Annotated in this window: 25 protein-coding genes; 6 read left to right on the top strand and 19 right to left on the bottom strand. The window is 73.7% G+C overall.

Features of this window, described 5'->3' with window-relative positions:
- Positions 1–29: 29 nt before the first annotated feature.
- The 7 genes from DQ237_RS01555 to DQ237_RS01525 form a co-directional block, all read right to left on the bottom strand.
- Complete coding sequence (locus tag DQ237_RS01555) at positions 30–290, bottom strand: WhiB family transcriptional regulator (protein WP_166509480.1); 261 nt, start codon at positions 288–290, stop codon at positions 30–32.
- A 354-nt stretch (positions 291–644) separates the two neighbouring features.
- Positions 645–1,118, bottom strand: a complete 474-nt coding sequence (locus tag DQ237_RS01550; RefSeq protein ID WP_113796439.1) for a heme-degrading domain-containing protein — start codon at positions 1,116–1,118, stop codon at positions 645–647.
- A gap of 10 nt (positions 1,119–1,128) precedes the next feature.
- On the bottom strand, positions 1,129–2,304 hold the full coding sequence (locus DQ237_RS01545) for a S9 family peptidase (protein WP_113796437.1): 1,176 nt from the start codon (positions 2,302–2,304) through the stop codon (positions 1,129–1,131).
- 13 nt (positions 2,305–2,317) lie between these two features.
- A complete protein-coding gene (locus tag DQ237_RS01540) occupies positions 2,318–3,247 on the bottom strand; it encodes a fumarylacetoacetate hydrolase family protein (protein WP_240619322.1) in 930 nt (309 codons plus the stop codon).
- 32 nt (positions 3,248–3,279) lie between these two features.
- Positions 3,280–4,221, bottom strand: coding sequence for a VOC family protein (locus tag DQ237_RS01535; protein WP_113796433.1), 942 nt, complete (start codon positions 4,219–4,221; stop codon positions 3,280–3,282).
- A 14-nt stretch (positions 4,222–4,235) separates the two neighbouring features.
- Positions 4,236–5,378, bottom strand: a complete 1,143-nt coding sequence (locus DQ237_RS01530) for an FAD-dependent oxidoreductase (protein WP_113796431.1) — start codon at positions 5,376–5,378, stop codon at positions 4,236–4,238.
- 9 nt (positions 5,379–5,387) lie between these two features.
- A complete protein-coding gene (locus DQ237_RS01525; protein WP_113796429.1) occupies positions 5,388–6,386 on the bottom strand; it encodes a cyclase family protein in 999 nt (332 codons plus the stop codon).
- A gap of 86 nt (positions 6,387–6,472) precedes the next feature.
- Between DQ237_RS01525 and DQ237_RS01520 the strand changes: the two genes are divergently transcribed.
- Entirely contained in the window at positions 6,473–7,420 is a 948-nt protein-coding gene (locus DQ237_RS01520; protein ID WP_113796427.1) for a LysR family transcriptional regulator, read from the top strand.
- Between the two features lie 96 nt (positions 7,421–7,516).
- The gene (locus DQ237_RS01515; RefSeq protein ID WP_113797386.1) at positions 7,517–8,761 is read left to right on the top strand and encodes an MFS transporter; all 1,245 of its coding nucleotides are present in this window, start codon (positions 7,517–7,519) and stop codon (positions 8,759–8,761) included.
- 48 nt (positions 8,762–8,809) lie between these two features.
- Here DQ237_RS01515 and DQ237_RS01510 read toward each other — a convergent pair whose 3' ends face one another.
- Complete coding sequence (locus tag DQ237_RS01510; RefSeq protein WP_113796425.1) at positions 8,810–10,465, bottom strand: AMP-binding protein; 1,656 nt, start codon at positions 10,463–10,465, stop codon at positions 8,810–8,812.
- Positions 10,466–10,522: 57 nt separating this feature from the next.
- Between DQ237_RS01510 and DQ237_RS01505 the strand changes: the two genes are divergently transcribed.
- Both DQ237_RS01505 and DQ237_RS01500 read left to right on the top strand, forming a co-directional pair.
- Positions 10,523–11,035: a GNAT family N-acetyltransferase gene (locus DQ237_RS01505; RefSeq protein WP_113797384.1), complete on the top strand. Its 513-nt coding sequence runs from the start codon at positions 10,523–10,525 to the stop codon at positions 11,033–11,035.
- A gap of 117 nt (positions 11,036–11,152) precedes the next feature.
- Positions 11,153–12,463, top strand: a complete 1,311-nt coding sequence (locus DQ237_RS01500) for an MFS transporter (RefSeq protein ID WP_113796423.1) — start codon at positions 11,153–11,155, stop codon at positions 12,461–12,463.
- Positions 12,464–12,467: 4 nt separating this feature from the next.
- Here the strand turns inward: DQ237_RS01500 and DQ237_RS01495 are convergent, their stop codons facing one another.
- The gene (locus DQ237_RS01495; RefSeq protein ID WP_240619321.1) at positions 12,468–13,208 is read right to left on the bottom strand and encodes an SDR family oxidoreductase; all 741 of its coding nucleotides are present in this window, start codon (positions 13,206–13,208) and stop codon (positions 12,468–12,470) included.
- Positions 13,205–14,026 (bottom strand): SDR family NAD(P)-dependent oxidoreductase, encoded by an 822-nt coding sequence (locus DQ237_RS01490; RefSeq protein ID WP_113796421.1) that lies wholly within the window; start codon positions 14,024–14,026, stop codon positions 13,205–13,207. The genes DQ237_RS01495 and DQ237_RS01490 overlap by 4 nt, the downstream gene beginning before the upstream one ends.
- Positions 14,027–14,147: 121 nt before the next feature.
- On the opposite strand from DQ237_RS01490, the gene DQ237_RS01485 reads away from it, so the two are divergent.
- A complete protein-coding gene (locus DQ237_RS01485) occupies positions 14,148–14,660 on the top strand; it encodes a DNA-directed RNA polymerase subunit alpha C-terminal domain-containing protein (RefSeq protein WP_166509446.1) in 513 nt (170 codons plus the stop codon).
- Between the two features lie 37 nt (positions 14,661–14,697).
- Here the strand turns inward: DQ237_RS01485 and DQ237_RS20045 are convergent, their stop codons facing one another.
- Positions 14,698–15,348 carry a siderophore-interacting protein gene (locus DQ237_RS20045; protein WP_255411508.1) on the bottom strand — a complete coding sequence of 217 codons (651 nt, stop codon included), beginning with the start codon at positions 15,346–15,348 and terminating at the stop codon, positions 14,698–14,700.
- Between the two features lie 310 nt (positions 15,349–15,658).
- On the opposite strand from DQ237_RS20045, the gene DQ237_RS01475 reads away from it, so the two are divergent.
- Positions 15,659–16,255, top strand: a complete 597-nt coding sequence (locus tag DQ237_RS01475) for a 5-formyltetrahydrofolate cyclo-ligase (protein WP_113796417.1) — start codon at positions 15,659–15,661, stop codon at positions 16,253–16,255.
- A 49-nt stretch (positions 16,256–16,304) separates the two neighbouring features.
- Here DQ237_RS01475 and DQ237_RS01470 read toward each other — a convergent pair whose 3' ends face one another.
- From DQ237_RS01470 to DQ237_RS01435, 8 genes are all read right to left on the bottom strand, one after another.
- Entirely contained in the window at positions 16,305–17,801 is a 1,497-nt protein-coding gene (locus DQ237_RS01470) for an aldehyde dehydrogenase family protein (RefSeq protein ID WP_113797380.1), read from the bottom strand.
- A 147-nt stretch (positions 17,802–17,948) separates the two neighbouring features.
- Positions 17,949–18,608: a cyclodeaminase/cyclohydrolase family protein gene (locus tag DQ237_RS01465; protein WP_240619320.1), complete on the bottom strand. Its 660-nt coding sequence runs from the start codon at positions 18,606–18,608 to the stop codon at positions 17,949–17,951.
- Positions 18,609–20,396, bottom strand: coding sequence for an aminodeoxychorismate synthase component I (gene pabB / locus DQ237_RS01460; RefSeq protein ID WP_113796413.1), 1,788 nt, complete (start codon positions 20,394–20,396; stop codon positions 18,609–18,611).
- Positions 20,396–21,256 (bottom strand): bifunctional methylenetetrahydrofolate dehydrogenase/methenyltetrahydrofolate cyclohydrolase FolD, encoded by an 861-nt coding sequence (gene folD / locus DQ237_RS01455; protein WP_113796411.1) that lies wholly within the window; start codon positions 21,254–21,256, stop codon positions 20,396–20,398. Before folD ends, pabB begins: the two co-directional genes overlap by 1 nt.
- Complete coding sequence (locus DQ237_RS01450) at positions 21,256–22,119, bottom strand: methylenetetrahydrofolate reductase (protein ID WP_113796409.1); 864 nt, start codon at positions 22,117–22,119, stop codon at positions 21,256–21,258. The genes folD and DQ237_RS01450 overlap by 1 nt, the downstream gene beginning before the upstream one ends.
- 46 nt (positions 22,120–22,165) lie before the next feature.
- A complete protein-coding gene (locus DQ237_RS01445; protein ID WP_113796407.1) occupies positions 22,166–23,014 on the bottom strand; it encodes a class III extradiol dioxygenase subunit beta in 849 nt (282 codons plus the stop codon).
- Positions 23,007–23,411 carry a protocatechuate 4,5-dioxygenase subunit alpha gene (gene ligA, locus DQ237_RS01440; protein ID WP_240619319.1) on the bottom strand — a complete coding sequence of 135 codons (405 nt, stop codon included), beginning with the start codon at positions 23,409–23,411 and terminating at the stop codon, positions 23,007–23,009. The genes DQ237_RS01445 and ligA overlap by 8 nt, the downstream gene beginning before the upstream one ends.
- Positions 23,408–23,710, bottom strand: coding sequence for a muconolactone Delta-isomerase family protein (locus DQ237_RS01435; protein ID WP_113796405.1), 303 nt, complete (start codon positions 23,708–23,710; stop codon positions 23,408–23,410). The genes ligA and DQ237_RS01435 overlap by 4 nt, the downstream gene beginning before the upstream one ends.

Genomic DNA, 23,710 nt, shown 5'->3' with positions numbered 1-23,710 from the left:
TTCCCCGGGGAGGTCCCGGGGAAAAGCGGTCAGGCGCTGATCGAGTCGTTGCGCTGCACACGCAGGCGACGCCGCTCGCGCTCGGACAGGCCGCCCCAGATGCCGAAGCGCTCGTCGTTGGCCAGCGCGAACTCCAGGCACTGGGCGCGGACCGGGCAGCCGGTGCACACCTTCTTGGCGTCGCGGGTGGAGCCACCCTTCTCCGGGAAGAAGGCCTCCGGGTCGGTCTCGGCGCAGAGCGCGTCCAGGCGCCACTCCTCGGCCGAGACCGGCGTCGCCTCCGGCCACACCGTGTCGGCCTGCGGGGCGTCGTCCCACTCCTCGGCGGCGTCCCACTCGGCGGCCGGCTCCCACGCGGGAGCGGCGTCCCAGGCGCGGGTCTCCCAGGTGCGGGACTCCCAGGCGGGCGCGGCGTCCCAGCCGGTCTCGGCGTAGGCCAGCCGGGGGGTGGAGGAGTCGTGGACCAGGGTCAGTGCGGGGCGGGAGAAGGAAGGCATGGGAAGCTCCTCGGTCGACGGCTGAGAGTGACGGACCGGTACGGCCCGGCTGCTGTCAGTAACGTACGGAGCGGTTCCGCGGGTCCGCACTGGCAAGAAGCGGACGAAACCGGCGCGTCCAGTTGGAGACTTCTGTTGCCGCCCTGATCAGGGGCGCGCGCCCCGGGCGCGGAGGGCGTCGACGACCATCCGGTGGTCCGCCAGCTGCGGCAGCCCGGAGACCGCGACGACCCCGACCGGACCGACGTCCCGCACCAGGAGCGGGAACGCGCCGCCGTGGGCGGCGTAGCGAGCCGGGTCCAGGCCGAACTCCGCCTCGAACGACGTGCCGCGCTCCCGACTGGCCTGGCCCACCAGCAGGGAGCTGTGCCCGAAGCGGTGCACCACCCGCGACTTGCGCTCGATCCAGGAGACGTTGTCCGGGGTCGCCCCCGGCAGCGCTGCCGAGAACAACCGGTGCCCGTTGCGGGCGATCTCGATCTGGACCGGGGCGTTCTCCGCGCGTCCGGCCGCGACGAGGGCCGACCCCAGCTCCCAGGCGTCGTCGTTGGTGAAGGAGCCGAACTGCAGTTCGGATTCCTCGGCGGCGAGCTCGGCGACGGAGGGAAAGGGGTCGGCCACGTGGCCGACCCTAGGGCCGGTCACCCAGCTCGGCGAACGTGTCGGCCACCCAGTCGGCGACGAAGACGCTCACGTGCGGCAGGTGGTCCAGGCCGATGTGCTCGGTCGCGCCCTCCTCCGGGGTGAACACCCGAAGCTCGCGCTTGGGGGAGTTGACGGCCTGGTCGTAGGAGCGGTGCGCCATCTCCAGCGGGATCTGCCGGTCGTTGGCGCCGTGCGCGATCAGGAACGGCACGGTGATCTGCTCGACGACGCCGTTCAGGTGGATGCCGTCGGCGAAGTCGAGGAACGTGTCGAGGTGGTGCTCGTCGCCCGGTTGCCCCCACACCCACAGCACGTGCGACCAGTAGTGGGGAACCGGGCGCTCGCCCTCCCGCTCCTTGCGCCGCCGCTGCACCGAGCCCCAGTCGTGGTTGGCGCCCCAGGCGACGCAGAGCGCGAACCGCTTCTCGAAGGCTGCCGCCCGTGGCGCGTAGTAGCCCCCCAGCGACCAGCCGACGATCCCGATGCGCGAGGTGTCCACGTCGTCCCGCGTCTCCAGGTAGTCCACCGCCGCGCCGGCCCACACCTCGGCGTCGATGCGGGCGGTCAGCCCCTGCAGCCGGAGCGACTCGCCGGTGCCGGGCTGGTCGAGCATCAGGCAGGAGATCCCACGCGCGGCGAGCTCCTCCCAGTGGCCCGAGGAGTACATGTGCTCCTTGGTGGAGTCCAGGCCGTTGACCAGGACGACCACCGGCCGCGGCCCGTTCCCCGGTGCCTGGCTGAAGTACGCCGGCAGCGTCGTCCCCTCGTACGGGACGGTGAGCCGGCTGACCCGCGGGCTGTGGGTGTCGAACGCCTTCTGCGCGATCTCCAGCATCCGCCGGTAGGTGGGCACCCGGTCGGGGTTGGAGTGCGCCAGCATCCGCTCGGCCTGGGAGAGGTAGTTGCTCGCCCGGAAGTACAGCTGCCCCGCGGTGCGGACGTGCCCGGCCTTCTCGGCGTCCTCGGCCTGGGCGACCAGCTGGTCGGTCAGGGCCGTCCACGCGCGCAGGAAGTCCTCGGTGCCCGCGTCCTCGCCGGCGTTCGCGGCGTCCTTGATCGGCCGGCAGGCACGGTCCACCTCGTCGATGAGCCCACCGGAGTTCAGCGTCGCGACGACGCCGAGGTTCCAGGTGTAGGGGCCGGTGGGGAAGTACTCGAACACGGTGGTTCCTCTCTCAGGGGGTGCGCGTGCGGGTGCGCGGCCGGGGCCGTGCGGGGGCGACGGGTGGCAGCTCGAGGCCGGGGACGACGCGGTTGCGGATGGTCCCGATGCCCTCGACGGTCATCTCGACGACGTCGCCGGGCTGCAGCGGTGGGGGAGCGGCCCCGCCCCGGATGCCCCACAGCTCGGCGAGGCAGCCGCCGTTGCCGCAGGTGCCCGAGCCGAGCACGTCTCCGGCCCGCACCTCCGTGCCGCGGGAGGCGTAGGAGATGAGCTCCTCGAACGGCCAGCCCATGTTCGACAGCAGGTCGGAGCCGATCCCGTTGCCGTTGACCGACACCCGCAGCTCCAGGGCCAGGAACCCGTCCGCGTCCCGGTAGGGCTCCAGCTCGTCGGCGGTGACCAGCCAGGGGCCGAGCGTGGTGGCGGAGTCCTTGCCCTTGGCCGGCCCGAGCTTGACGGCCATCTCCCGGCCCTGAAGGTCGCGGGCGGACCAGTCGTTGAGGATCGTGTAGCCGAAGACGTGGTCCCGGGCCTGCTCGGGGGTGAGCGAGGCGCCGTCCCGGCCCACCACGACGGCCACCTCCAGCTCGAAGTCGAACCGCTGCGACCCCGGGGGGACCGCGACGTCGTCGTGCGCGCCGATCAGGGCGTAGGGGTTGGTGAAGTAGAAGGTCGGCGCCTCGTACCACTGCGGTGGCACCTTCTCCCCGCTCGGCGCGACCATCCCCTCGACGTGCTCCTCGAAGGCGACGAAGTCGCGCACGGTGGGGGCGGCCAGCGGCGGCAGCAGCCGGACCGACTCCACCGGCACCGCCGGCCCCTCGAGCGCGGCGGCGCCCGCCTCGAGGGCGGCGGGCAGCCCCGCCCGGACGAGGTCGAGGACGGTGCGGTCGTCCCGGAGTGCGTGCAGGCCGGCGGCTGATGCCACACCGGCCTGCACGCGGCCTCCGCTCTCCCAGGTCGCGAAGCGCATCAGACCGGGGGCGCCACGAACAGACCCTTGTCCGGGTCGTTGAACGACTTCTGCGCGACGAACTCGTTCATGGCGTTCGCCGTGCCCCACTGGTCGGAGACCTCGGGGTTGCTGATGTCGTAGAGGTGCGGGTGCCAGGTGTCCTCGTCGAGGATCTCCAGCTCGGTCGTGTACTCGACGGTGTTGCCCTGCGGGTCGAGGAAGTAGCTGAAGGTGTTGTTCCCGGCCAGGTGCCGGCCGGGGCCCCAGATCTTCTCGACGCCGGCGCGCAGCAGCCGCCCGGTACCGCGCATGTACTCGTCGAGCCCGCGCATCTCGAACGAGGCGTGGTGCAGCGAGGCGTGCGGGCCCTTCGCGATGGCCATGCTGTGGTGCCAGGCGTTGGTGCGCAGGAACCACATCATGTTGCCCATCCGGGGGTGCATGAGCGTGTCCGACAGCGAGAAGCCCAGGTGCTTGTCGTAGAACGCGACCGTGCCCTCGGGGTCGGCGGAGTTCAGCACCACGTGCGAGAGCCGGACGGGGATCGACTCGCCCTCCTCGATGGCGCGGTGCTGCCGCACGGCCACGTCGGAGCTGATCTCGATGGTGCGGCCCTCGTTGTCGAAGAACCGGAACCCGTAGCCGCCACCGGGGGTCTGGAGGGCGGCCGGCTCGCCGACGAGCTGGACGCCGTCCCGGGCGAGCTGCAGGGCGAGGGTGTCGACGTCGGCGGCGTTCGCGGCACCGAAGGAGATGAGGTCGATGCGCTTGTCGGTCGCCTGGCGCAGCCGGACGATGTACTGCTCCGGCGACCCCTCGGCGGCCAGGAAGGCCAGCCCGGAGTCGGTGTGCTCGGTCTTCAGGCCCCAGGTGCCGGAGTAGAAGTCGAGCTGGGTGGCGAAGTCGGGCACGGCGAGGTCGACGTGCCGCAGGTGGGTGATCAGGCGCTGCTGGGTCATGACGGTCTCTCCGGTCAAGCGGGCTGGGCGGTGAGCTGGGCGATCGAGCGCATGAGGCTCGGGATGTCGCCCTGGACGTGGTCCAGCTGCCACTGGGCGAGCTGGTTGGACGCGTCGACGACGGTCTTCGCGCGGCCGTAGCGGCGGGCGGTGAAGGCGTCCCACAGACCCTGGTCGAGGGCGTCGCGCCGGATGAGCAGCTCGGCCAGGACGACGGCGTCCTCCAGGGCCATGGCGCCGCCCTGGGCGATGGTCGGCGGACAGGTGTGCGCGGCGTCGCCGATGAGCACCACCCGGCCGCGGTTCCACGGCTCGTCGAGGACGTGGGTCTCGAACCAGGTGTAGTTCACCCGGGACGGGTCGGTGAGCGACTCGCGGATCTCGTCCCACGGGCCGTGGTAGGCCTGGGAGAGCTCCTTCATCGTGGCCAGCTGCTGCTCCGGGGAGAGGCCGCTGCGGTCCTGCGCGTCCTCGACGATGTAGGCGTAGAGCGAGTCCTCGCCGGTGGGGCAGTAGCCGGCGATGTAGGAGGGACCGCCGTAGTAGAGGTCCGTGCGGGTGACGCTGGCCGGCCGGGGGCCGAAGGCCCGCCAGATCCCCATGCCGACCGACGTCGTCTCCAGGTTCACGCCGAGGGCCCGGCGGGTCCACGAGCGGATCCCGTCGGCGCCGACCACGACGTCGTACCGGCCGGTGGAGCCGTCGGAGAAGGTGACGTCGACGCCCGCTCCGTCAGCGGAGCCGTCCTGGCGCAGGTCGTTGTGCGTGGTCCCGAAGCGGACCTTGACGCCGACCTCGGTCGCGCGGTCGACCAGGATGCGCGCCAGGTCGCGCCGGGGCATGCCCATGGCGGCGGGCAAGTCCGGGCCGCCGGTCTTGGCGTCCGGGACCTCGGCGACGACGGTGCCGAACGGGTCGGGGGCCCGGATGCCGGTGACGTCGAAGGGGTAGCCGGCCGCCTGCACCTGGTCCCACACGCCGAGGGAGCGCAGCTCGCGCAGCGCGTTGCCCTGGAGGGTGATCCCCGAGCCGAGGGCGGCGACGTCGGGGGAGATCTCCACCAGGTCGACCGACACCCCGGCCGACGCCAGGTGGATCGCGGTGGCGGTGCCGGCGAGACCGGCGCCCACCACGAGGGCGGTGTTCACAGCGGGCATCGATGCCTCCTACTTGACGGCGATGGGGTTGATCGGGGAGCCGACGGCGCCGGTGATCGGCAAGGGGGCGGCGGTGAGCCAGAAGTCGTAGACGCCGTCCTGGGCGCAGTCGGCGGCCAGCGCGTCGGGGTCCCACATCTCGCCGATGAACAGGCCCATGTTGGGGATGGCCACCTGGTGCAGCGGCTGGAAGGCGACGTCGAACTCGTTGGGGCGGACCTCGAAGCCCCAGGTGTCGGTGGCGACGGCGGCGATCTCGCTGGCGTGCAGCCAGTCCGCGGTGGTGAAGGAGAGGCCGGGGGCCGGGCCGCCGGCGTAGTCGCCCCAACCGCGCCCCTCGGCGATGTCGCGGCGGGCCCGGGTCAGCCGGCCGGTGCGCACCACCACGATGTCGCCGCGGCCGACGCGGGAGGACTCGCCCTGCGCCTCGATCGTCGCCTCGAGGTGCTCGGCGGTGATCGCGAAGCCGTCGGGCAGCTCGCCGTCGGTGCCGATCGCCCGGCCCACGTCGAGCAGGACTCCGCGGCCGGCGACCAGCGAGGCGACCGTCTGGATGCCGGTCACCTGGTCGCCGAAGCTGTTCACGACGTCGCCGGCGCGACGGCCGTTCCAGGCGTTCCCGCGGTCGAAGATGTGCCCGAGGCCGTCCCACTGGGTCGAGCACTGGAGCGGCATGACGATGTAGTCGTCGGCGCCGCCGATGCCGTGCGGGAAGCCCTGCACGCCGCGCTCGGCGTCGACCCCCGTGTCGGTCATCGTGTGCACCGGGTTGTTGCGCCGCCGCCAGCCCTTCTGCGGCCCGTCCTCGTCGAAGGACTGCGACAGCGAGAAGCTCAGGCCCCGGCGGACCAGGGCCGCGCCCTCCCGGCGCTTCTCCTCGTCGAGGAAGTTCATGGTGCCGAGGACGTCGTCGTCGCCCCAGCGGCCCCAGTTCGAGCAGCGCTCCGCCGCGGCGGCGATCGCGCCCTCGGGATCGGTGCGGTCGAGCGGGGCGGGCGTGGCGGACATGCCTCCGACAGTGGCCCGGCCCACAGGAGTGAGGGAAGACGCAATGTCTGATGACGGGCATAACCCCCGTCGATAGGGTGCCGCGCATGAACCTCGCGAGCCTGGACCTCAACCTCCTGGTGTCGCTCGATGCTCTCCTCCAGCAGCGGAGCGTCACGCGGGCCGCCGCGCAGATGGGCCTCAGCCAGCCCGCGCTGTCGGCGTCCCTGGCGCGCCTCCGCCGCCACTTCGACGACGAGCTGCTCACCCGGGTCGGCAACGAGTACCGCCTGACCCCGCTGGCCGTGCAGCTGCGCGAGCTCGCCCGGATCGCCCTCTCCGGCGTCGAGCGCGTCTTCACCTCGCAGCCGGAGTTCGACCCGGCCTCCTCGCAGCGGGAGTACACCCTGCTGACCAGCGACTACGTGGTCGCGATCCTCGGCGACACGGTGGCCGCACTGCTGGCCGAGGAGGCGCCGCACACCCGGCTGCGGCTCGCCACGCACTCGCCGGCGATCGTGGACCGCGCCGAGCAGGCGCTGCTCTCGGCCGACCTCATCTTCATGCCGCCGGGCTTCCTCACCGGGCTGTCCCGGCAGGACCTCTACCGCGACGAGTGGGTGTGCGTCGTGGCCGCCGACAGCCCGGTCGCCGGCGCCGGGGTGGGCGTGGAGGACCTGGAGTCGCTGCCCTGGGTGGTCACCTACCACGGGCCGACCGCCTCCACGCCGGCCATCCGCCACATGCGGATGCTGGGGATCGAGCCCCGCGTCCAGGTGGTCGTGGAGAACTTCCTGACCGTGCCGGGGCTGGTCGCCGGCAGCGACCGGATCGCGCTGCTCCAGCGCCGGCTGGTGGAGCTGCTGCCGCTCAACGTGGGGGTCCGCGCCCTGCCGTGCCCTTTCGACGCCGGGCCGCTCATCGAGGCGATGTGGTGGCACCCGGTCTACGACGGCGACCCCGAGCACGAGTACCTCCGGGACGTCGTCGCGCGGGCGGCGCAGCTGGCCGTCGGCGATGCGTCGGTCGGCATCGACGGTGGTGATACCCGCTAGCAGAAGAAGTGATTTCCGCTGGCGGGCGCGCGTCCCGACACTTCTGCGCCAGTGACGCCGATCACCGTGACCGGCCACCGTCCATCGGAGACGCCCATGTCGGAGAACGTCCTGAGCCCTGACCGGACGGCGAGGGAGCCCCTCGCCGGCGAGGTCGCCGTCGACCCCGCCACCGGCCGTCCTGCCGGCCGCCCCCAGGCGCTGGTCCTGCTGCTCTCCAGCTGCCTGGCGGTCCTGGGTGCGGTGCTCCTCGCACCGGTGCTCCCGACCATCGAGGACGCGTTCGCCGACACCGCGGGCGTCGAGGCGTTGGCCCCGATGGTGCTCACCGCGCCCGCCCTCGTCATCGGCCTCACGGCGATGGTCGCCGGCCGCATCGTCGACCGCGTCGGCCGCAAGCGCCTGCTGGTGTCGGCTCTGGTGGTCTACGGCGTCGTCGGGACCGCTCCGCTGTGGCTCCCGTCGCTGGAGCTGGTCGTGGCCAGCCGGGTGCTGCTCGGGCTGACCGAGGCCGCGATCATGACGTGCTGCACCACGCTGCTCGCCGACTACTTCCACGGCTCCACGCGGGAGCGGTACTTCGGGCTCCAGGTCGTCTTCACGACCGTCGCCGCGACGATCTTCTTCGCCGTCGGTGGCGCCCTCGGGTCCGCGGACTGGCGCACCCCGTTCTGGCTCTACGCGGTCAGCCTGCCCCTGGCGCTCGCCGCCGCGAAGGTGATCTGGCAGCCCGCGCCGCAGGCGCAGGCGGCCGCCCGGACCGGGAAGCTCGAGCCGCTGCCCTGGCGCCGGCTCGCCGCCCCGGTGGGGGTGTCGCTGCTCGGCGGTCTGATCTTCTACGTCCTGATCGTGCAGCTGTCCTTCAAGCTCGACAGCATCGGCGTGGAGTCCACCGCCACCATCGGCGCGGCCAGCGCCATCGCCTCGGTGGGCACGGCCGTCGGTGGCCTGCTCTTCGGCCGCATGGCGCAGCACGGTCCCGTGGTCCTGGTGCCGCTGGCGTTCGGGCTCTCCGGGGTGGGCATTCTCGGGCTGGGGCTGGCGAACTCCGTTCCCCTCGTCATCGCCGCCGCCGTGGTGACCGGGCTCGGCAACGGCCTCATCCTGCCGTCTCTGCTCACCTGGGCCCTGGGCTCGCTGGCGTTCGAGCAGCGCGGCCGCGGCACCGGCGTCTGGACCTCGGCGTTCTTCATCGGTCAGTTCTTCTGCCCGCTGGTCGTGCTCGCCCTCAGCGGCGCCATCGACGGTCTCGGCTCGGCGCTGGTGGTGCTGGGTGCGCTCTCCGTCGTCGCCGCGGTGGCCGTGCGGCTGGCCCGTCCGACGGCGGTGGCCGCCGGCTGACCGACCCGGTCCGGTACTGACGCCGGTCGTCCTCCGGGACGGCCGGCGTCAGGCGTTCCGCACCGCGGCGGCCGACTGCAGGCCGAGCTCCTCGACCGATCGCTGCCGCATCTCCACCTTGCGGACCTTGCCGGTCACCGTCATGGGGAACTCCTCGACGACCTTCACGTACCGGGGCACCTTGTAGCGGGCCAGCCGGCCGGCGCAGAACTCCCGCAGCGCCTCGGCCGTCAGCGGCTCGGCGCCCTCCCGGAGCCGCACCCACGCCATGAGCTCCTCGCCGTAGCGCTCGTCGGGGACGCCGATCACCTGGGCGTCGAGCACGTCGGGGTGGGTGTACAGGAACTCCTCGATCTCGCGGGGGTACACGTTCTCGCCGCCGCGGATGACCATGTCCTTGATCCGGCCGACGATGTTCAGGTAGCCCTCGTCGTCCATCACGGCCAGGTCGCCGGTGTGCATCCACCGCGCGGCGTCCACCACCTCCGCCGTCTTCTCCGGTTCGTCCCAGTAGCCCAGCATCACCGAGTAGCCGCGGGTGCAGAACTCCCCGGGCGTGCCACGCGGGACGGTGAGACCGGTGGCGGGGTCCACGACCTTGACCTCGAGGTGCGGGTGCACACGGCCGACGGTGGACGTGCGCCGGTCGAGGTCGTCGGCGGCGCCGGTCTGGGTGGACACCGGCGAGGTCTCGGTCATGCCGTAGCAGATGGTCACCTCCGTCATGCCCATCTCGTCGACCACCCGCTTCATCACCTCCACCGGGCACGGCGAGCCGGCCATGATGCCGGTGCGCAGCGTCGAGAGGTCGTAGTCGGCGAGGTCCGGCAGGGCCAGCTCGGCGATGAACATCGTCGGGACGCCGTAGAGCGACGTGCAACGCTCGTCCTGCACGGCCTGCAGCGTCAGCGCGGGGTCGAAGGCGGGCGCGGGGATCACCATCGTCGCGCCGTGCGAGGTGGCGCCCAGGTTGCCCATGCCCATGCCGAAGCAGTGGTAGTAGGGGACCGGGATGCAGATGCGGTCGGCCTCGGTGTAGCCGCAGCCCTCACCGACGAAGAAGCCGTTGTTGAGCAGGTTGTGGTGGGTGAGCGTGGCGCCCTTCGGGAAACCCGTCGTGCCGGAGGTGTACTGGATGTTGATCGGGTCGTCGGCCGACAGCTCCGCCTCGCGGCGCACCAGCAGCTCGCGGTCCCCGGCGCGTCCGCCGGCCATCAGGGAGTCCCACTCGGAGGAGCCGAGGAGGACGACGTCGCGCAGCGCCGGGCACTCGGCGCGGACCTCGGCGACCATCGCCCGGTAGTCGCTGGTGCGGAACTCGGGTGCGCTCACCAGCACCGAGATGCCGGCCTGCCGCAGCACGTAGGCCAGCTCGTGGGTGCGGTAGGCCGGGTTGATGGTCACCAGGATCGCGCCGAGCTTCGCCGTCGCGTACTGGACGAACACCCACTCCGCGCAGTTGGGCGACCAGATGCCGACCCGGTCACCCTTCCGCACGCCGAGGGTGTCCAGGCCCAGGGCGCAGGCGTCGACCTCGGCGACGAGCTCGGGGTAGCTCCACCGGCGGCCGCTCGCGCACTCGACGAGCGCCTCGCGGTGGCCCACCCGCGCCGCGGTCCGGTCCAGGTTGGCGCCGATCGTGTCGCCGAGGAGCGGCACGGTGGAGGGGCCGTTCGCGTACGACGGCAGCGTGGTCGCGGTCACACCCGCGAGCCTAGGGAGTCCGTGCCTCCCGCGGCAGCCCCCGGCTACGGTGCGACCGTGCCCGAGCTCGTCCCGCCCACCGTGGCCCTCGAGGCCGCGTGGCGGACCGCGTCCGAGGAGTGGTGGCCGGGTCGGCACGAGGACGGTTTCGGGCTGCTGCCGTCGGACGACGTGGCCTCGCCCCGGGGCTTCGCCGCGTGGGTCGCCCGGCTCCTCGCGGAGGAGGACCCGGCCGGCGCGGGGCCGCGCTGCACCTACCGGTGGGTGGTCGAGGGCGGCGAGGTGCTCGGCGGGATCGCGCTGCGGCACTCGCCACCCGCCGACCAGGACCACCTCGGGCACGTCGGCTACGGCATCCGCCCTTCTGCGCGCGGGCGCGGGCTGGCCGGCTGGGCGCTGGGCCGGATGCTGGGGGAGGCGCGCCGGCTGGGGCTGGAGCAGGTCCTCGTGGTCTGCTCGGAGGAGAACCTCGCCTCGGCCCGGACCGTGGAGCGGCTCGGCGGCCGGCTGCTCGAGGTGGTGGAGACGCCGCTGGGCCGGGCGCGGCGGTACTCCGTGGGGATCAGCTGACCCGGCGCCCCTTGTGGCGCAGGTCACTCCGCCCCTACGCTGCCGTCCGGCTACGCGGGGTCACGACGGAGTGGCCCGCACCGGCGTCCCGGCTCCGGCCGGGCGGTGAGGAGATCCATGTCGGTCGTCCCGCACTCGTCCGAGACCGTGACCGCCGTGGTGCCCGGCCCCCGGCTCAGCCCCGAGGGTCACGACCCCCAGAGCACGGTGCGCATCCGGGTCGACGGTCGCCTCCGGCGGCTCCTGGTCTGGTACGGCATCGCGAGCCTGGGGGTCTACCTCGCCCTCGGCGCGGTCAACAGCGTGCTGCTGCCGCTGCAGGTGGAGGACGTCGACCCGGCTCGCAAGGCGGCGAACCTGGCGATCGTCAGCGTGGTCGGTGCGGTCGGCGGGATGATCGCCCAGCCGATCGCCGGTCTGCTGTCGGACCGCACACGCAGCCGCTGGGGGCGCCGGGCGCCGTGGATCTTCGCCGGTGCGCTGACGGCGGCCGGGGCCATGGTGGTGCTCGGCGGCATGACCGGTCTGGTGGGGATCGGCGCCCTCTACCTGCTGGTCATGGTCGCGCTGAACGTGTACTTCGCCCCCAAGGCCGCGGTCATGCCCGACCGGGTGCCTCGCGGCGTGCGAGGCCTGTTCTCCGCCTCCGGCGGTCTCGGCGTCCTCGTCGGGATCACCGGCGGCATGGGTCTCGGCTCGGTCCTCGCCGACACCCCGGCGGTCGGGTACGCCGTGCTCGCCGTCGTCATCGTGGTGGCCGCCTGCGGGTTCGCGCTGTTCAACCCCGACCACGACAACCGCGAGGAGGCCCGCCCGCCGCTGCAGTGGACGGCGTTCCTCAGGTCCTTCTGGGTCAGCCCCAGGGCGCACCCGGACTTCGCGTTCGGCTTCCTCGGCCGGCTGCTCACCCTGACCGGCTACTACATCACGACGACGTTCCAGCTCTACGTGCTGCAGGACTACGTCGGGCTGGGGGACGACGCGGTCGACGCCGTCCTGCCGTTGTCCGGGGTCAGCCTGGTCGCCACGCTGGTCAGCACCCTGGTCGGTGGACCGCTCAGCGACCGGATGGGCCGCCGCAAGCCGGTCGCCGTCGCCGCCGGGCTGCTCATCGCCGCAGGCCTGGTCGCGCCATGGGTGGTGCCGACGATGACCGGCATGTACGCGTTCGCCGTCCTGGCCGGGCTGGGCTTCGGCTCCTACCTCGCCGTCGACCAGGCGCTGCTCACCGAGGTGCTGCCGACCACCGAGGACAACGGCCGCCACCTCGGCGTGCTGAACATCGCCGTCACGCTGCCCCAGGCGCTCGCGCCGGCGATCGCCGGCGCGATCGTCAGCGTGCTCGACTACAGCGCGCTCTTCCCGATCGGGATGGTCGTCGCCGTGGCCGGCGCGCTCGCGGTCCTGCCGATCAGGTCGGTGCGCTGACCGGTCAGGTCAGCTTCCGGACGACCGAGAGCGGCAGCGCCCGCATGGCGAACCCGATGGGCACCCACGGCCACGCGGGCACGTAGGCCCTGGTCCGGCGGGCCTCGATGGCCGCCACCATCGCGCGGACGCCGGTCGGGGTGTCGACCATGAAGCGGGTCTTCTGCGTGACGTGCTCGTTCATCTCCGAGCGGATGTAGCCGGGGTAGATCACCGAGACGTCGAGGCCCGGGATGCGCTCGGAGCGCAGGCCCTCGGCGATCGCGGCGACGCCGGCCTTCGTGGCGGCGTAGGTGGTCATCGACTTCCGCATGCCACGCAGCGCCGACATCGAGGAGATGAGCACCAGGTGCCCGCGCTGCTGCCGGCGGAAGATCTCCAGCGCCGCCTCGGTCTGCGCGAGCGCCCCGACGAAGTTGGTCATCGCCGTCTCCCGGTTGGCGTCGGCCCGGCCGGTGCCCAGCGGCGCGCCCTTGCCCAGCCCGGCGTTCACGACGACCCGGTCGATCGAGCCGAAGGCATCGGCGAACCGGGCGAAGACGGCGGGCACGGCCGCGGCGTCGGTGACGTCGAGGGCCGCGGTCTCGACCCGCCGTCCCGTGCTCGTGCGGATCTCCTCGGCGAGGGCGTCGAGCCGCTCCGTGCGGCGGGCGCACAGCGCCAGGTCGTGCCCGAGGGCGGCGAACTGCCGGGCCATCTCCGCGCCCAGCCCAGCGCTCGCCCCGGTGATGAGGACGGTGCTCACGAGGCCGCGCCGTCCTGCTCGGCCCGGTGGATGCGCGCACCCATGCCGAGCATCTGCCGGTCGTAGAGCGGGCGGGCCAGCCGCTTGCTCCAGAAGGCGATGCGGGCGTTCCGGTCGGGCACCACCAGGAACTTCCGGGCGTCGACGGCGCGGACGACCCGGGCCGCGATCTCCTCGGCCCCGAGCTTCGAGCGCTCGATCAGCCGGGTGGCCACGGAGTCCATCAGCGGGTCGTCGCCGCCCAGGGAGGCGGCCAGGTTGGTGCGGAAGAACGACGGGCAGACCACCGAGACGTCGATGCCCCAGGGGGCGAGCTCCCAGCGCAGGCTCTCCGACAGCGCGACCACGGCGGCCTTGCCGGCGTCGTAGGAGGTCATCGCCGGCGGGTGCACCAGGCCGGCGGCCGAGGCGACGTTCACCAGGTGGCCGGAGCCCTGCTCCTTGAGCAGCGGCACGAAGGTGCGGCAGCCGGTCACCGCCCCGAGCACGTTGACGTCGAGCACCCGGCGCCAGTGGTCGGCACCCAGCCGGTCGATCCGCCCGCCGGCGGCGATGCCCGCGTTGTTGACCAGCACGTCGAGGCCGCCGAACTCGGCGGACACGCGGTCGCGCGCGGCGGCCCAGTCGGCCTCGGCGGTGATGTCGAGCCGCTGGTAGACGGCCCCGGCGGGGACCTCGGCGGTCTCGGCGAGGTCGGTGACGAGCACGCGGTCGCCGCGGCCGGCGTACCGGGCGGCGAGTGCCGCGCCGAGGCCGGAGGCGCCACCGGTGACGAGCACGCGGCGGGGGGTGCCGGCCGGGGAGGGGCTGGAGGACATGCGGGCACGGTACGGAAGGCCGGCGCCGGTCACCGCAGGGGGAGGAAGGAGCAGGCCCCGGCGACGGCTGCGCGCACCGGGTGCGCGGTGGGTGCGTCCGGGGACGACTAGCGTCGGGGCCATGCCGACGAAGTCGTCCGGGACCGGATCTCCCCAGCACGTCAGCGAGCTCGGCCTGCCCACGCGAGCGGTGACGGCCCTGACCCGCGCGGGGATCAGCGCCGTGGACGAGCTGGCGACGATGACACGGGCCGACCTCGGTGCGATCCCGGGTCTGGGGGCCGGAACGGTCGCCGCGATCCGGGCCGTCGTCCCGGAGCCGGTCGCCACCCTCGGCAGGACCGCCCGCCCGCTCGACGAGGAGGAGTCCCCGGCGACGCCGTCGATCCCGTCGTTCGCCTCCCTGCGCGACACCCGGCGGCGCACCCCGATCGACCTGCTCGTGCCCGAGCAGCTCGAGCTGCCGCCGGAGCTGGAGCCCACGTCGGCGGCGGTGCAGCGACCCGCACAGCGACCCGCACAGCGACCCGCACAGCGGCCCGCGGAGTGGGCCGACCTCTGGCACCTCGGCGTGCGCGTCGTGCGGTGGTGGGTGGAGCAGCCCGCGCGGACGGTGCGCCGGCTGCTGGGCTGAGGTCCTCGGGTCCTCGGGTCCTCGGGACCTGGCGGCCTCAGGAAGGGACGCCGGACTCCTCGGCCTCGATGGCGGCGTTCCACTCCTTCTTCGTCGCCTGCCAGCGGTCCTCGGTGTCGCCCCGGCGCCAGTACCCGGAGATCGACGTCCACTCCGGGTCCAGCCCGCGGGTGGTCCGCAGGTGCCCCCGCAGCGCCCGGACGGCGAACGCCTCGCCGTGCACGAAGACGTGGCCGGCGCCGGAAGGCAGCTCCGTCGCGGTGACGGCGGCGACCAGGGCCTCGCCGGGAGCCGCGTCCCCGCGGTGCACCCAGTGCAGCTCGACGCCGGGCCCGCCGACGACCTCGGCCTGCTCCTCCTCGGGCCCGGCAACCTCGACGAAGACCAGTGCCCGGGCTCCGGCAGGCAGCTTCTCCAGGGTCACGGCGATGGCCGGGAGCGCCGCCTCGTCCCCGGCCAGCAGGTGCCAGTCGGCGTCCGGCCGGGGTGCGTAGCCGCCGCCGGGACCCATGAACTGGATGAGGTCACCGGGGCGCGCCGCGGCTGCCCAGGGGCCGGCCAGCCCCTGGTCGCCGTGGTGCACGAAGTCGATGGTGAGCTCGCCGGCGACCGGGTCCCACCCGCGGACGGTGTAGGTCCGGGTGACCGGCCACTGGTCGGGCGGGAGCTCGGCCCGGACCTGTTCCACGTCGTAGGGGGCCGCATAGGGCGCTCCCGCCGGCGGGCAGCAGCAGCTTCACGTAGCGGTCGGTCAGGTCGGCCGACGGGAAGCCGGCCAGGCCCTCGCCCCCCAGGACGACGCGGACCATGTGCGGCGTGATCCACGAGGTGCGGACCACCTCGCCCACCCGGGGGGTCCGCTTCCGTGGCGGTCGTCCGCTCTCGTCGCCGCGTGGCTCGCTCATGGCTGCTCCCGTCCCGTTGCCCGTGGTGAGGCAACCCTTACCTGCTCCGACGCTACAACCCCGGTCCGGGCGGACAGCCCCTAGGCTCCGGGTGTGACCGACCCCGCGGACCCGACCGCCGCCAAGCGCGTCCTCCGCGAGCGGCTGCTGGCCCGCAGGCTGGCCCGCCCGGCGGGTGAGCGCGCGGCCGCCGCCGACGCGGTCGCGGCGGCCCTGCTCACCGGCCTGGCCGGGGTGGGCACGCTCGCCGCCTTCGTGCCCGATCCCGAGGAGCCGGGGCACGGCCGCCTGCCCGACGCCTACGCGGAGCTCGGCGCGCGGGTCCTGCTCCCGGTCATCCCGCCCACGGGACGGGTCCTGGACTGGGGCGAGCACACCGGTGAGCTGGAGACCGGGCGCTACGGGCTGTCCCAGCCGGTCGGCCCCCGGCTGGGCGCCACCGCGCTCAGCAGCGCCGACGCGGTCGTGGTCCCGGCGCTGGCGGTGGACCGCGACGGCATCCGGCTCGGCCGCGGTGGCGGCTACTACGACCGGGCGCTGGCCTACGCCCGCCCCGACGCCGTGCTGGTCACGGTGGTCTTCGACGACGAGCGCCTGGATGCGGTGCCCCGGGAGGTGCACGACCGACCGGTCACCGCCGTCGTCACGCCCACGGGCGGCTGGGAGCCGCTCGCCCGCGCAGGCGGGTGACCCCCGGGGCCGGGCCGGCGGGATGCCCCCGCCGGCCCGGCTCCGTCGATCAGTGCGCGGAGGCCGCCAGCGCGGCGGCATCCAGGTGGGCGATGGAGCGGGTGTCCTGGAACGCCCGGATCCCCTCGATGCCCTGCTCGCGGCCCATCCCGGACTGCTTCATCCCGCCGAAGGGCGCCCGCAGGTCCAGCCGGGTCGCGCCGTGGTCGTTGACCCAGACGTAACCGCAGGCCAGCTGCCCGCCGATCCGGTTGGCCGCCTCGGTGTCCGCCGTCCACACCGAGCCGCACAGGCCGCCCCACGTGTCGTTGGCGAGACGCACTGCCTCGGCGTCGTCGTCGTAGGGCAGCACCGGGATCACCGGGCCGAACTGCTCCTGGGTCACCACCCGCAGCGACGGGTCGGGGTCGACCACGATGGCCGGGCGCAGGAAGTTGCCCTCGGCGAACTCCCCGCCCGGCAGCTCGCCGAACTCCAGCACCGTCGCGCCGGCGGCCTTCGCCTCCTCGACGATCTCGGAGACGAACGCCTTCTGGGCGCTCTGGTGCAGGGGGCCCATCGTGGTGCCCTCGGCCAGGCCGTGACCGAGCACGACCTTCTCCAGCCGCGCCGACAGCCCGGCGACCAGCTCGTCCATGCGCGACCGGTGCACGTAGAGCCGCTTGGCCGCCATGCAGATCTGGCCGGTGGTGTCGAAGATGCCGGCGAACAGACGGTCGAGGTGCTCGTCGTCGAGGATCGCGTCCTCGCGGATGATCGCCGCGTCGTTGCCGCCCAGCTCCAGGGTCACCCGGGTGAGGTTGCGCGAGGCCATCTCCATCATCCGCTTGCCGCCGTTGACGCTGCCGGTGAAGCAGATCTTGGCCACGTCCGGGTTGTCGATCAGGGCGGACATCTCGCTGTCCACGCCGGTCACGATGTTGAGGACGCCCGGCGGGAGCTTCTCGGCGACGCGCTGGACGAGCCGGGTGGTGGCCAGCGGGGTGGTCGGCGGCGGCTTGACGACGGCGGTGTTGCCGGCCAGCAGCGCGTGCGGCAGCGCCGCGCCGAGGATCGCGATGGGCCAGTTGAACGGCACGATCAGCGTGACGACGCCGAGCGGCTGGTGGGCGACGGTGGTCTCGACCGGGATGCCGGGGGCAGGCGGCAGGACCTTCGGCCGGTCCACCTCGTCGGCCAGGGAGAGCGCGAGCTGCCACCGGATGTCGAAGACCAGGGCGTCGACCCACGCCTCCATCCGGATCTTGCCGTTCTCCAGCGACAGGATCCGTGCGTCCTCGTCGCGGTCGTCGGCGATGCCCTCGATCGCGGCGGCCATCCGGGCCGCGCGCTCCGTCGCCGACAGCGCCGCCCAGGCCGGGAAGGCGCCCTTCGCCGCCGCCACCGCGTCCGCGACGTCCTGCTCGGTCGCCGCCGCCGCGTGCCCCACCACCACGCCGGGGCGGGCCGGGTCGATGACGTCGAGGACGCCCTCGGTGGAGCGCACCTCCCCACCGATGTAGAGGCCCGTCGTCACCGGTGCTGCCGTGCTGACCGTGCTGGTCATGCCGTTCGCCACCTCTCTGAGTGCTGTCGTTGCTGGCGGATGCCCATCGGCATCCCGTCCGGCGCCGCGGGCGCCGGAGTCCCAGTTCCGGGGCCGTCCCGGAACGCCCTGGTCCGGGGTGCCGGGCCCCCGGGATGCCTGCTCCCGTCAGTCACGGAGCGCCCGTCGCACGGCCGCCTCGACCGACTCCGCGCGCCGCGCGACGTCCGCGGCGGTGTCGGTCGCGGCCCGCAGCCCCTCCCGGGCGGCGTCGCCGTCCAGTCCGGCGAGGTTGGTCTCCACGGCGAGCAGCGCCGTGGTGGCTGCCGCGCGGGCCGCGGCGGTCGCGGCGGCGACGTCGCTGACGAGGTTGCGGTTGGCGACCGGCAGGATGCGCTCGGCCAGCGTCACGAGCGCGGCGGCGATGCCGAGGATGTCCTGCGGCGGCCCGGCGGCGCCCTCCTGCGCCTCCGCCATGGCCCGGCGTCGCCGTGCCCCCTGCTCCTCGGTGTCGCGCGGCAGCTTCATCGCCTCGGCGACGGCGGTGAACGCCGTCTCGTCGTCGGCGGCGGCGCGCAGTGCGGCGTCGCGTCGCTCGTCGGCCTCGGCGACGACCGACCCGACCAGCTCGGCGTGCTCCTCCTCCGGGGTGAACCGGCCGACCATGGCGACCAGGGAGGCGGCGAGCGCCGCCTCGATCGCGGCGACCGCGCCGGCGCCGGGGGCGGGCAGTCGGGCGGCGAGCTCGCCGAGGAAGTCGCCGAGGGTCTGGCGCGGCAGGTCGGGGTCGGGGTCCATGGCTCCGGTTCCGGTCGTGGGTGGGGTCATTCAGGCGGAGGGTTGCAACGCCGGCCCTGGCGGCGGGTGGACGACCAGCCCGGCCGGACGCCACCCGCGCAGCGAGCTGAGGACGGCGAGCTCCTCGGCGCCGAGCAGGTCGGTGGGGGTCAGCACCCGCTCGTGCAGCCGGCCGGCCTCGAGCAGCCGCCCGCGCTCGACGCCGGGCAGGCAGCCGGAGGAGAGCGGGGGAGTCCACCACCGGCCTCCGGTGCGCACCGCCAGGGTGGCGATCGTGGTCTCGGTGAGCTCCCCGCGCTCGTTGACCAGCACGACGTCGTCGGCCTCGGGGTGCCGCAGCGCGGCGGCCTCGTAGACGTCGCGGCGGGTGCTCTTGTGGCGCAGCCACGGATCGGCGGAGTCGACCGGCCGGTCGTCCAGGGCCAGGCGCACCGGGGCCCCCGTCGAGGGCGGCAGGGGCAGCAGCTCGACCTTGACCCCGCCGTCCCGCGCGAGCAGCACGCGCACCCGCGCCGGTCCGGAGCCGGCACCGGCAGCCCGGCGGACCGCTCGCTCGACCTCGGCGCGATCGCAGCGGAAGCCGGCCCACTCCGCGGAGTCGGCCAGCCGGGCCAGGTGCCGCTCCAGGTGGCGTGGTCCGGTTACCGGATCGCAGGCCAGGGTCTCCAGCAGCCGGTGCTCCGTGACGTCGTGCCCCAGGACCGCCGCCTTGGCGCGCAGCTCGGCGCGCTCCCGGCCGGCGTCGGAGTCCCAGGTGATGCCGCCGCCGGCCCCGTAGACCGCCCGTCCGGTCGTCCGGTCCAGCACGACCGTGCGGATGGCGACGGAGAAGCGGGCCCGCACGGCTGCCGTCGGAGGCCCGACGAGGCCCACGGCGCCGCAGTAGACGCCGCGCGGGCTCGGCTCGAGCGCCCCGATGATCTCCATGGTCCGCTGCTTGGGCGCCCCGGTCACCGAGCCGCAGGGGAACAGCGCGCCGAACAGCTCGACCAGGCCGGTGCCGGGGCGCAGCCGGGCCGAGATCTGCGAGGTCAGCTGCCACACGGTCGGATAGCGCTCCAGGGCGAACAGCTCCTCCACCCGCACGCTCCCGACCTCGGCGACCCGCCCCAGGTCGTTGCGCAGCAGGTCGACGATCATCAGGTTCTCGGCGCGCTCCTTGGGGCTGGCCAGCAGGTCGGCGGCTCGTCCCCGGTCCTCGCCGGTCGTGCGGCCGCGCGCGGCCGTCCCCTTCATCGGGCGGGTGCGCACCACGTCGCCGGCCCACTCGAGGAAGAGCTCCGGGCTGGCGCTGGCGACCACGTGCCGGCCCAGGTCGAGATAGGCGTTGTGCGCGCCCCGCTGGGCGAGTGCCAGCCGGGCGTAGAGGTCCTCCGGATCGTCGGTGACGGTCGCCCGCAGCCGGTCGGTGAGGTTGCACTGGTAGGTCTCGCCGGCCGCGATGTGCGCCCGGACCGTGGCCACGGCCGCGGCGTGCTCGCCGTCGGTCGCGTCCGGCAGCCAGGCGGTCGGCGCCGGGGGAGTGGCGGGGACGGACACCGGGGCGACCGGCGTCGGCTCGTCGCAGAGGGCGAACCAGATCAGCGGCAGGTCCCGGGGGCCGGCGTCGCGCCCCGGGAGGGCCGGGTCCAGGCCGCTCGCCGCCTCGTAGGCCACGTACCCGTACGCCCAGCTGCCGCGCTCGGTGGCCTGCTCGACCGCCTCGAGCACGGCGGCGACCTCGGCGGTGCGGCGGGTGCTCAGCACCTCGCGCGGCGGCGGGCACAGCAGCGCCGTCCCCGCCCGCAGGTCGTCGAACCGGGCCCAGGGCCGGTGCATCAGCCGTCGTGGCCCTGCTGGGTGCGCGCCGCGGCCAGTGTGTTGGCCAGCAGCATCGCGATCGTCATGGGCCCCACGCCGCCGGGCACCGGGGTGAGCAGTCCGGCGACCTCCGCCACCTCGTCGTACCGCACGTCGCCGTGGAGCCCGTCCTCCCCGCGGTGGATACCGACGTCGACCACCGTGGCGCCCGGCTTCACCGCGTCGGCCCCGATCAGGTTCGGGATGCCGGCGGCGACGACGAGCACATCGGCCCGGCGGCAGACCGCGGCGAGGTCCCGGGTGCGCGAGTGGGCGGTGGTGACCGTCGCGTGCTGCCCCAGCAGCAGCTGTGCCATCGGCTTGCCGACCAGCGGCGAGCGGCCGACCACCACGGCCTCGGCGCCGGCGAGGTCGACGTCGTGCTCGGCGAGCAGCCGCATCACGCCGGCCGGGGTGCACGGCCGCAGTCCGGGTCGGCCCTGGGCGAGCAGCCCGGCGTTGAGCGTGCTCAGCCCGTCGACGTCCTTCTCGGCCGGGATGCGCGCCACGAGGGCGTCGGAGTCCAGGTGCCGCGGCGTGGGCAGCTGCAGCAGGATGCCGGAGACCGCCGGGTCGGCGGCCAGGTCGTCCAGGAGCGCCTCGGCCTCGGCCTGCCCGACGTCGCCGGGCAGGTGGCGGTGGTGGTCGACCATCCCCGCCTCGGTGCTCAGCCGGCGCTTGTTGCGGACGTAGACCTCCGAGGCCGGGTCGTCGCCGACCAGCACCGTGGCCAGCCCCGGGGCGGTACCGCCGGCCGCCACCAGCTCGGCCACCCCCCGGGCGACGTCGTCGCGCACCCGCCGCGCGACGGCGGAGCCGTCGATCCGCCGCGCCGTCATCAGGCCAGGTTCCGCAACGTCCGGGTCCGCCATTCCTCGGTCGGTTCGAGGTCGTTGAAGGTGAACACGTGGAAGCCTGCCAGCCCGTTGTCCGGCTTGCCCAGGTGGGGGGCCAGCCCCCGGATGATCTTCGACGGGTCGTAGCCGCCGGGCACGAAGAACCGCCAGAGCAGGGTCTGCTGCTTCTTGAGGAACTTCGCCGACTCGCCGATGCCCAGCCCGCCGGAGACACGGAGCAGCTTCTGCCTGCTGACCGCGCCGGGTACGCCGACGTGCACCGGGAGGTCGATGCCGCGGCGCTTCAGCTCGCGGGCCCAGCGCAGGATGACCGCCGGGTCGAAGACGATCTGGGTGGTGATGTGGTGGGCGAGGGCGGCCTTGGCCTCGAGCGCCTGGAAGAGCACGTCCTCGCCGACGCTCGGGTGCCCCTCGGGGTGGCCGCCGATGCCGATGTCGGTGAAGCCGTGGTCCAGCTCGTGCAGGGCCACCAGGAGCGCGTGCGCGTCCTTGAACTCGGTCGGGGTCTCGGTGGGGTCACCGCCGATGACGAAGACGTCGGTCACGCCGGCCTCGCGGCAGCGGGCGACGATGTCGGCCAGGTGCGAGCGGTCGCGGACCTGTTGCGCCGACAGGTGCGGGGCGACCGTGTAGCCGTGCCCGGCCAGCGCGACGGTGAGGTCGATCGTGGCGTCCTGGCCCTTGGCCGGGGAGGCGGTCACGGTCAGCCGGACGTCGGTCGGCACGTGCTGGAGGACCTGCTCCTGGGTCTTCTTGAACGGGATGACCTCGTACCCGAGGGTCTGGAAGGTCTGCCGCAGCGAGGCGCGGGTGCTCGGGTCGCGGACGGTGAGAGCGCGGTTCACGGTGGCCTTCTCTCGTGCGGAGGGGGAGGAACGCGTGCGCCGGCGCTCAGCCGGGCCGGTTGTCGAGGAGCGCGATCCCGGCCGCGGTGTTCGACGCCGGGAGGAAGTAGTGCTTGTGCACCGTGCTGACCCGCGGGTTCATCGCGCCGCGCATGATCAGCCACATGATCAGCTCGATGCCCTCGGAGCCGGCCTGGCGGATGAGCTCCTCGCGGCTGAGCGAGGCGAGCGCCGACGGGTCGGTCTCGATCTTCTCCAGCCACATGGCGTCGAACTCGGGGTTGATGAACCCGGCGCGCGACCCCGCCAGCTGGTGGGACATCCCGCCGGTGCCGAGGATGCCGACGGTGACGTCCTCCCGGTAGGAGGCGATCGCCCGGCCCAGCGCCTGCCCCAGCGCGTAGCAGCGCGCCGCCGTGGGCTGCGGGTACTGGATGACGTTGACCAGGATCGGCACCACGGGGCAGGGCCAGGCGTCGCCGGGGTCCGGCGTCCAGACCGAGAGCGGCACGGTCAGGCCGTGGTCGACCTCCAGCTCCTGGAACACGGTGAGGTCGAAGCCCTCGTCGATCAGGCTCTCCAGCAGGTGCAGGGAGAGGTCGGGGTCCCCGATCACGTCGGGCACCTGGCGGGGGCCGTAGCCCTCGTCGGCCACGCGGTATGAGTCGGCGGTGCCGATGCCGAACGTCGGCACGATGTCGAGGTCCAGCCCGTTGGCGTGGTCGTTGTAGACGACGATCGCCACGTCCGGCCTGTGCTCCGCCAGCCACGCGCGCGCCGGGGCGTACCCGTCGAAGAGGTCCTTCCAGGCCGGGTCCTCGGTCTTGCCGCGGTCCATCGCCGCGCCGATCGAGGGCACGTGCGACGTCGCCAGTCCCCACAGCACCTCAGCCATGCCGGCGACCTCCCGCTCGCAGCTCCGCCTGGAACTCCTCCTCGGTCATGCCGGTGAACACGCCACCGAGGTACTGCATCGAGCGGCCGTCCATCATGGCCAGCTTGTAGACGTAGAAGATGCTGCCGCCGAGGTCGATCATCGCCGTCCAGTCCCGGTCGAGGACGGCCTGCGTCTGCTCGGGCGCCAGCCCGAACTCGGCGCAGTAGGCGGCCTCGTCGGCGGTGAAGCGCTCGCGGTTGTCCGCCGAGCGGAAGCTCATGAGCATCTTGTTCAGGCGCAGTCCGCGCCGGCTGGTCTGCCCGTCGAAGATCGGCGTGCCTGGCACGTCGATCCGGCCGCCGGCCTCGGAGCTGCTCATCGGGGTCCCCTCGGTCAGGGTGGGGGCGGCCGTCACGACGTCCGCTCCTGGTCGGAGATGGCTCGTTCCTGGGGGTGCAGAGCCAGCGCCTCGACGTGCACGTCGAGCCACGGGGCCATGGGCAGCGACATCAGCGCGTCGTGCAGCGCGGCCGGGTCCTCGGCCTCGTAGAGCCCGATGGTGGCGTTGCGGCCGGGCACCCGCCACAGCCGCTTGAGGACGCCCTCGGCGCGCAGCTCCATGGCGCGCGTGCGCTCACCGGCGCGCAGCTCCTCGCGGCGCTCGGCGGGGGTGTCGGCGGGCAGCCGGTTCTCCGACCGGACCAGGAACTCCAT

The organism is Blastococcus sp. TF02-8 (assembly GCF_003319175.1).
In the GTDB taxonomy this organism is placed as follows: Bacteria; Actinomycetota; Actinomycetes; order Mycobacteriales; family Geodermatophilaceae; genus Blastococcus.
The sequence above is the reverse complement of the archived record's forward strand: the minus strand, read 5'-3'. Positions and strand labels throughout refer to the sequence as shown.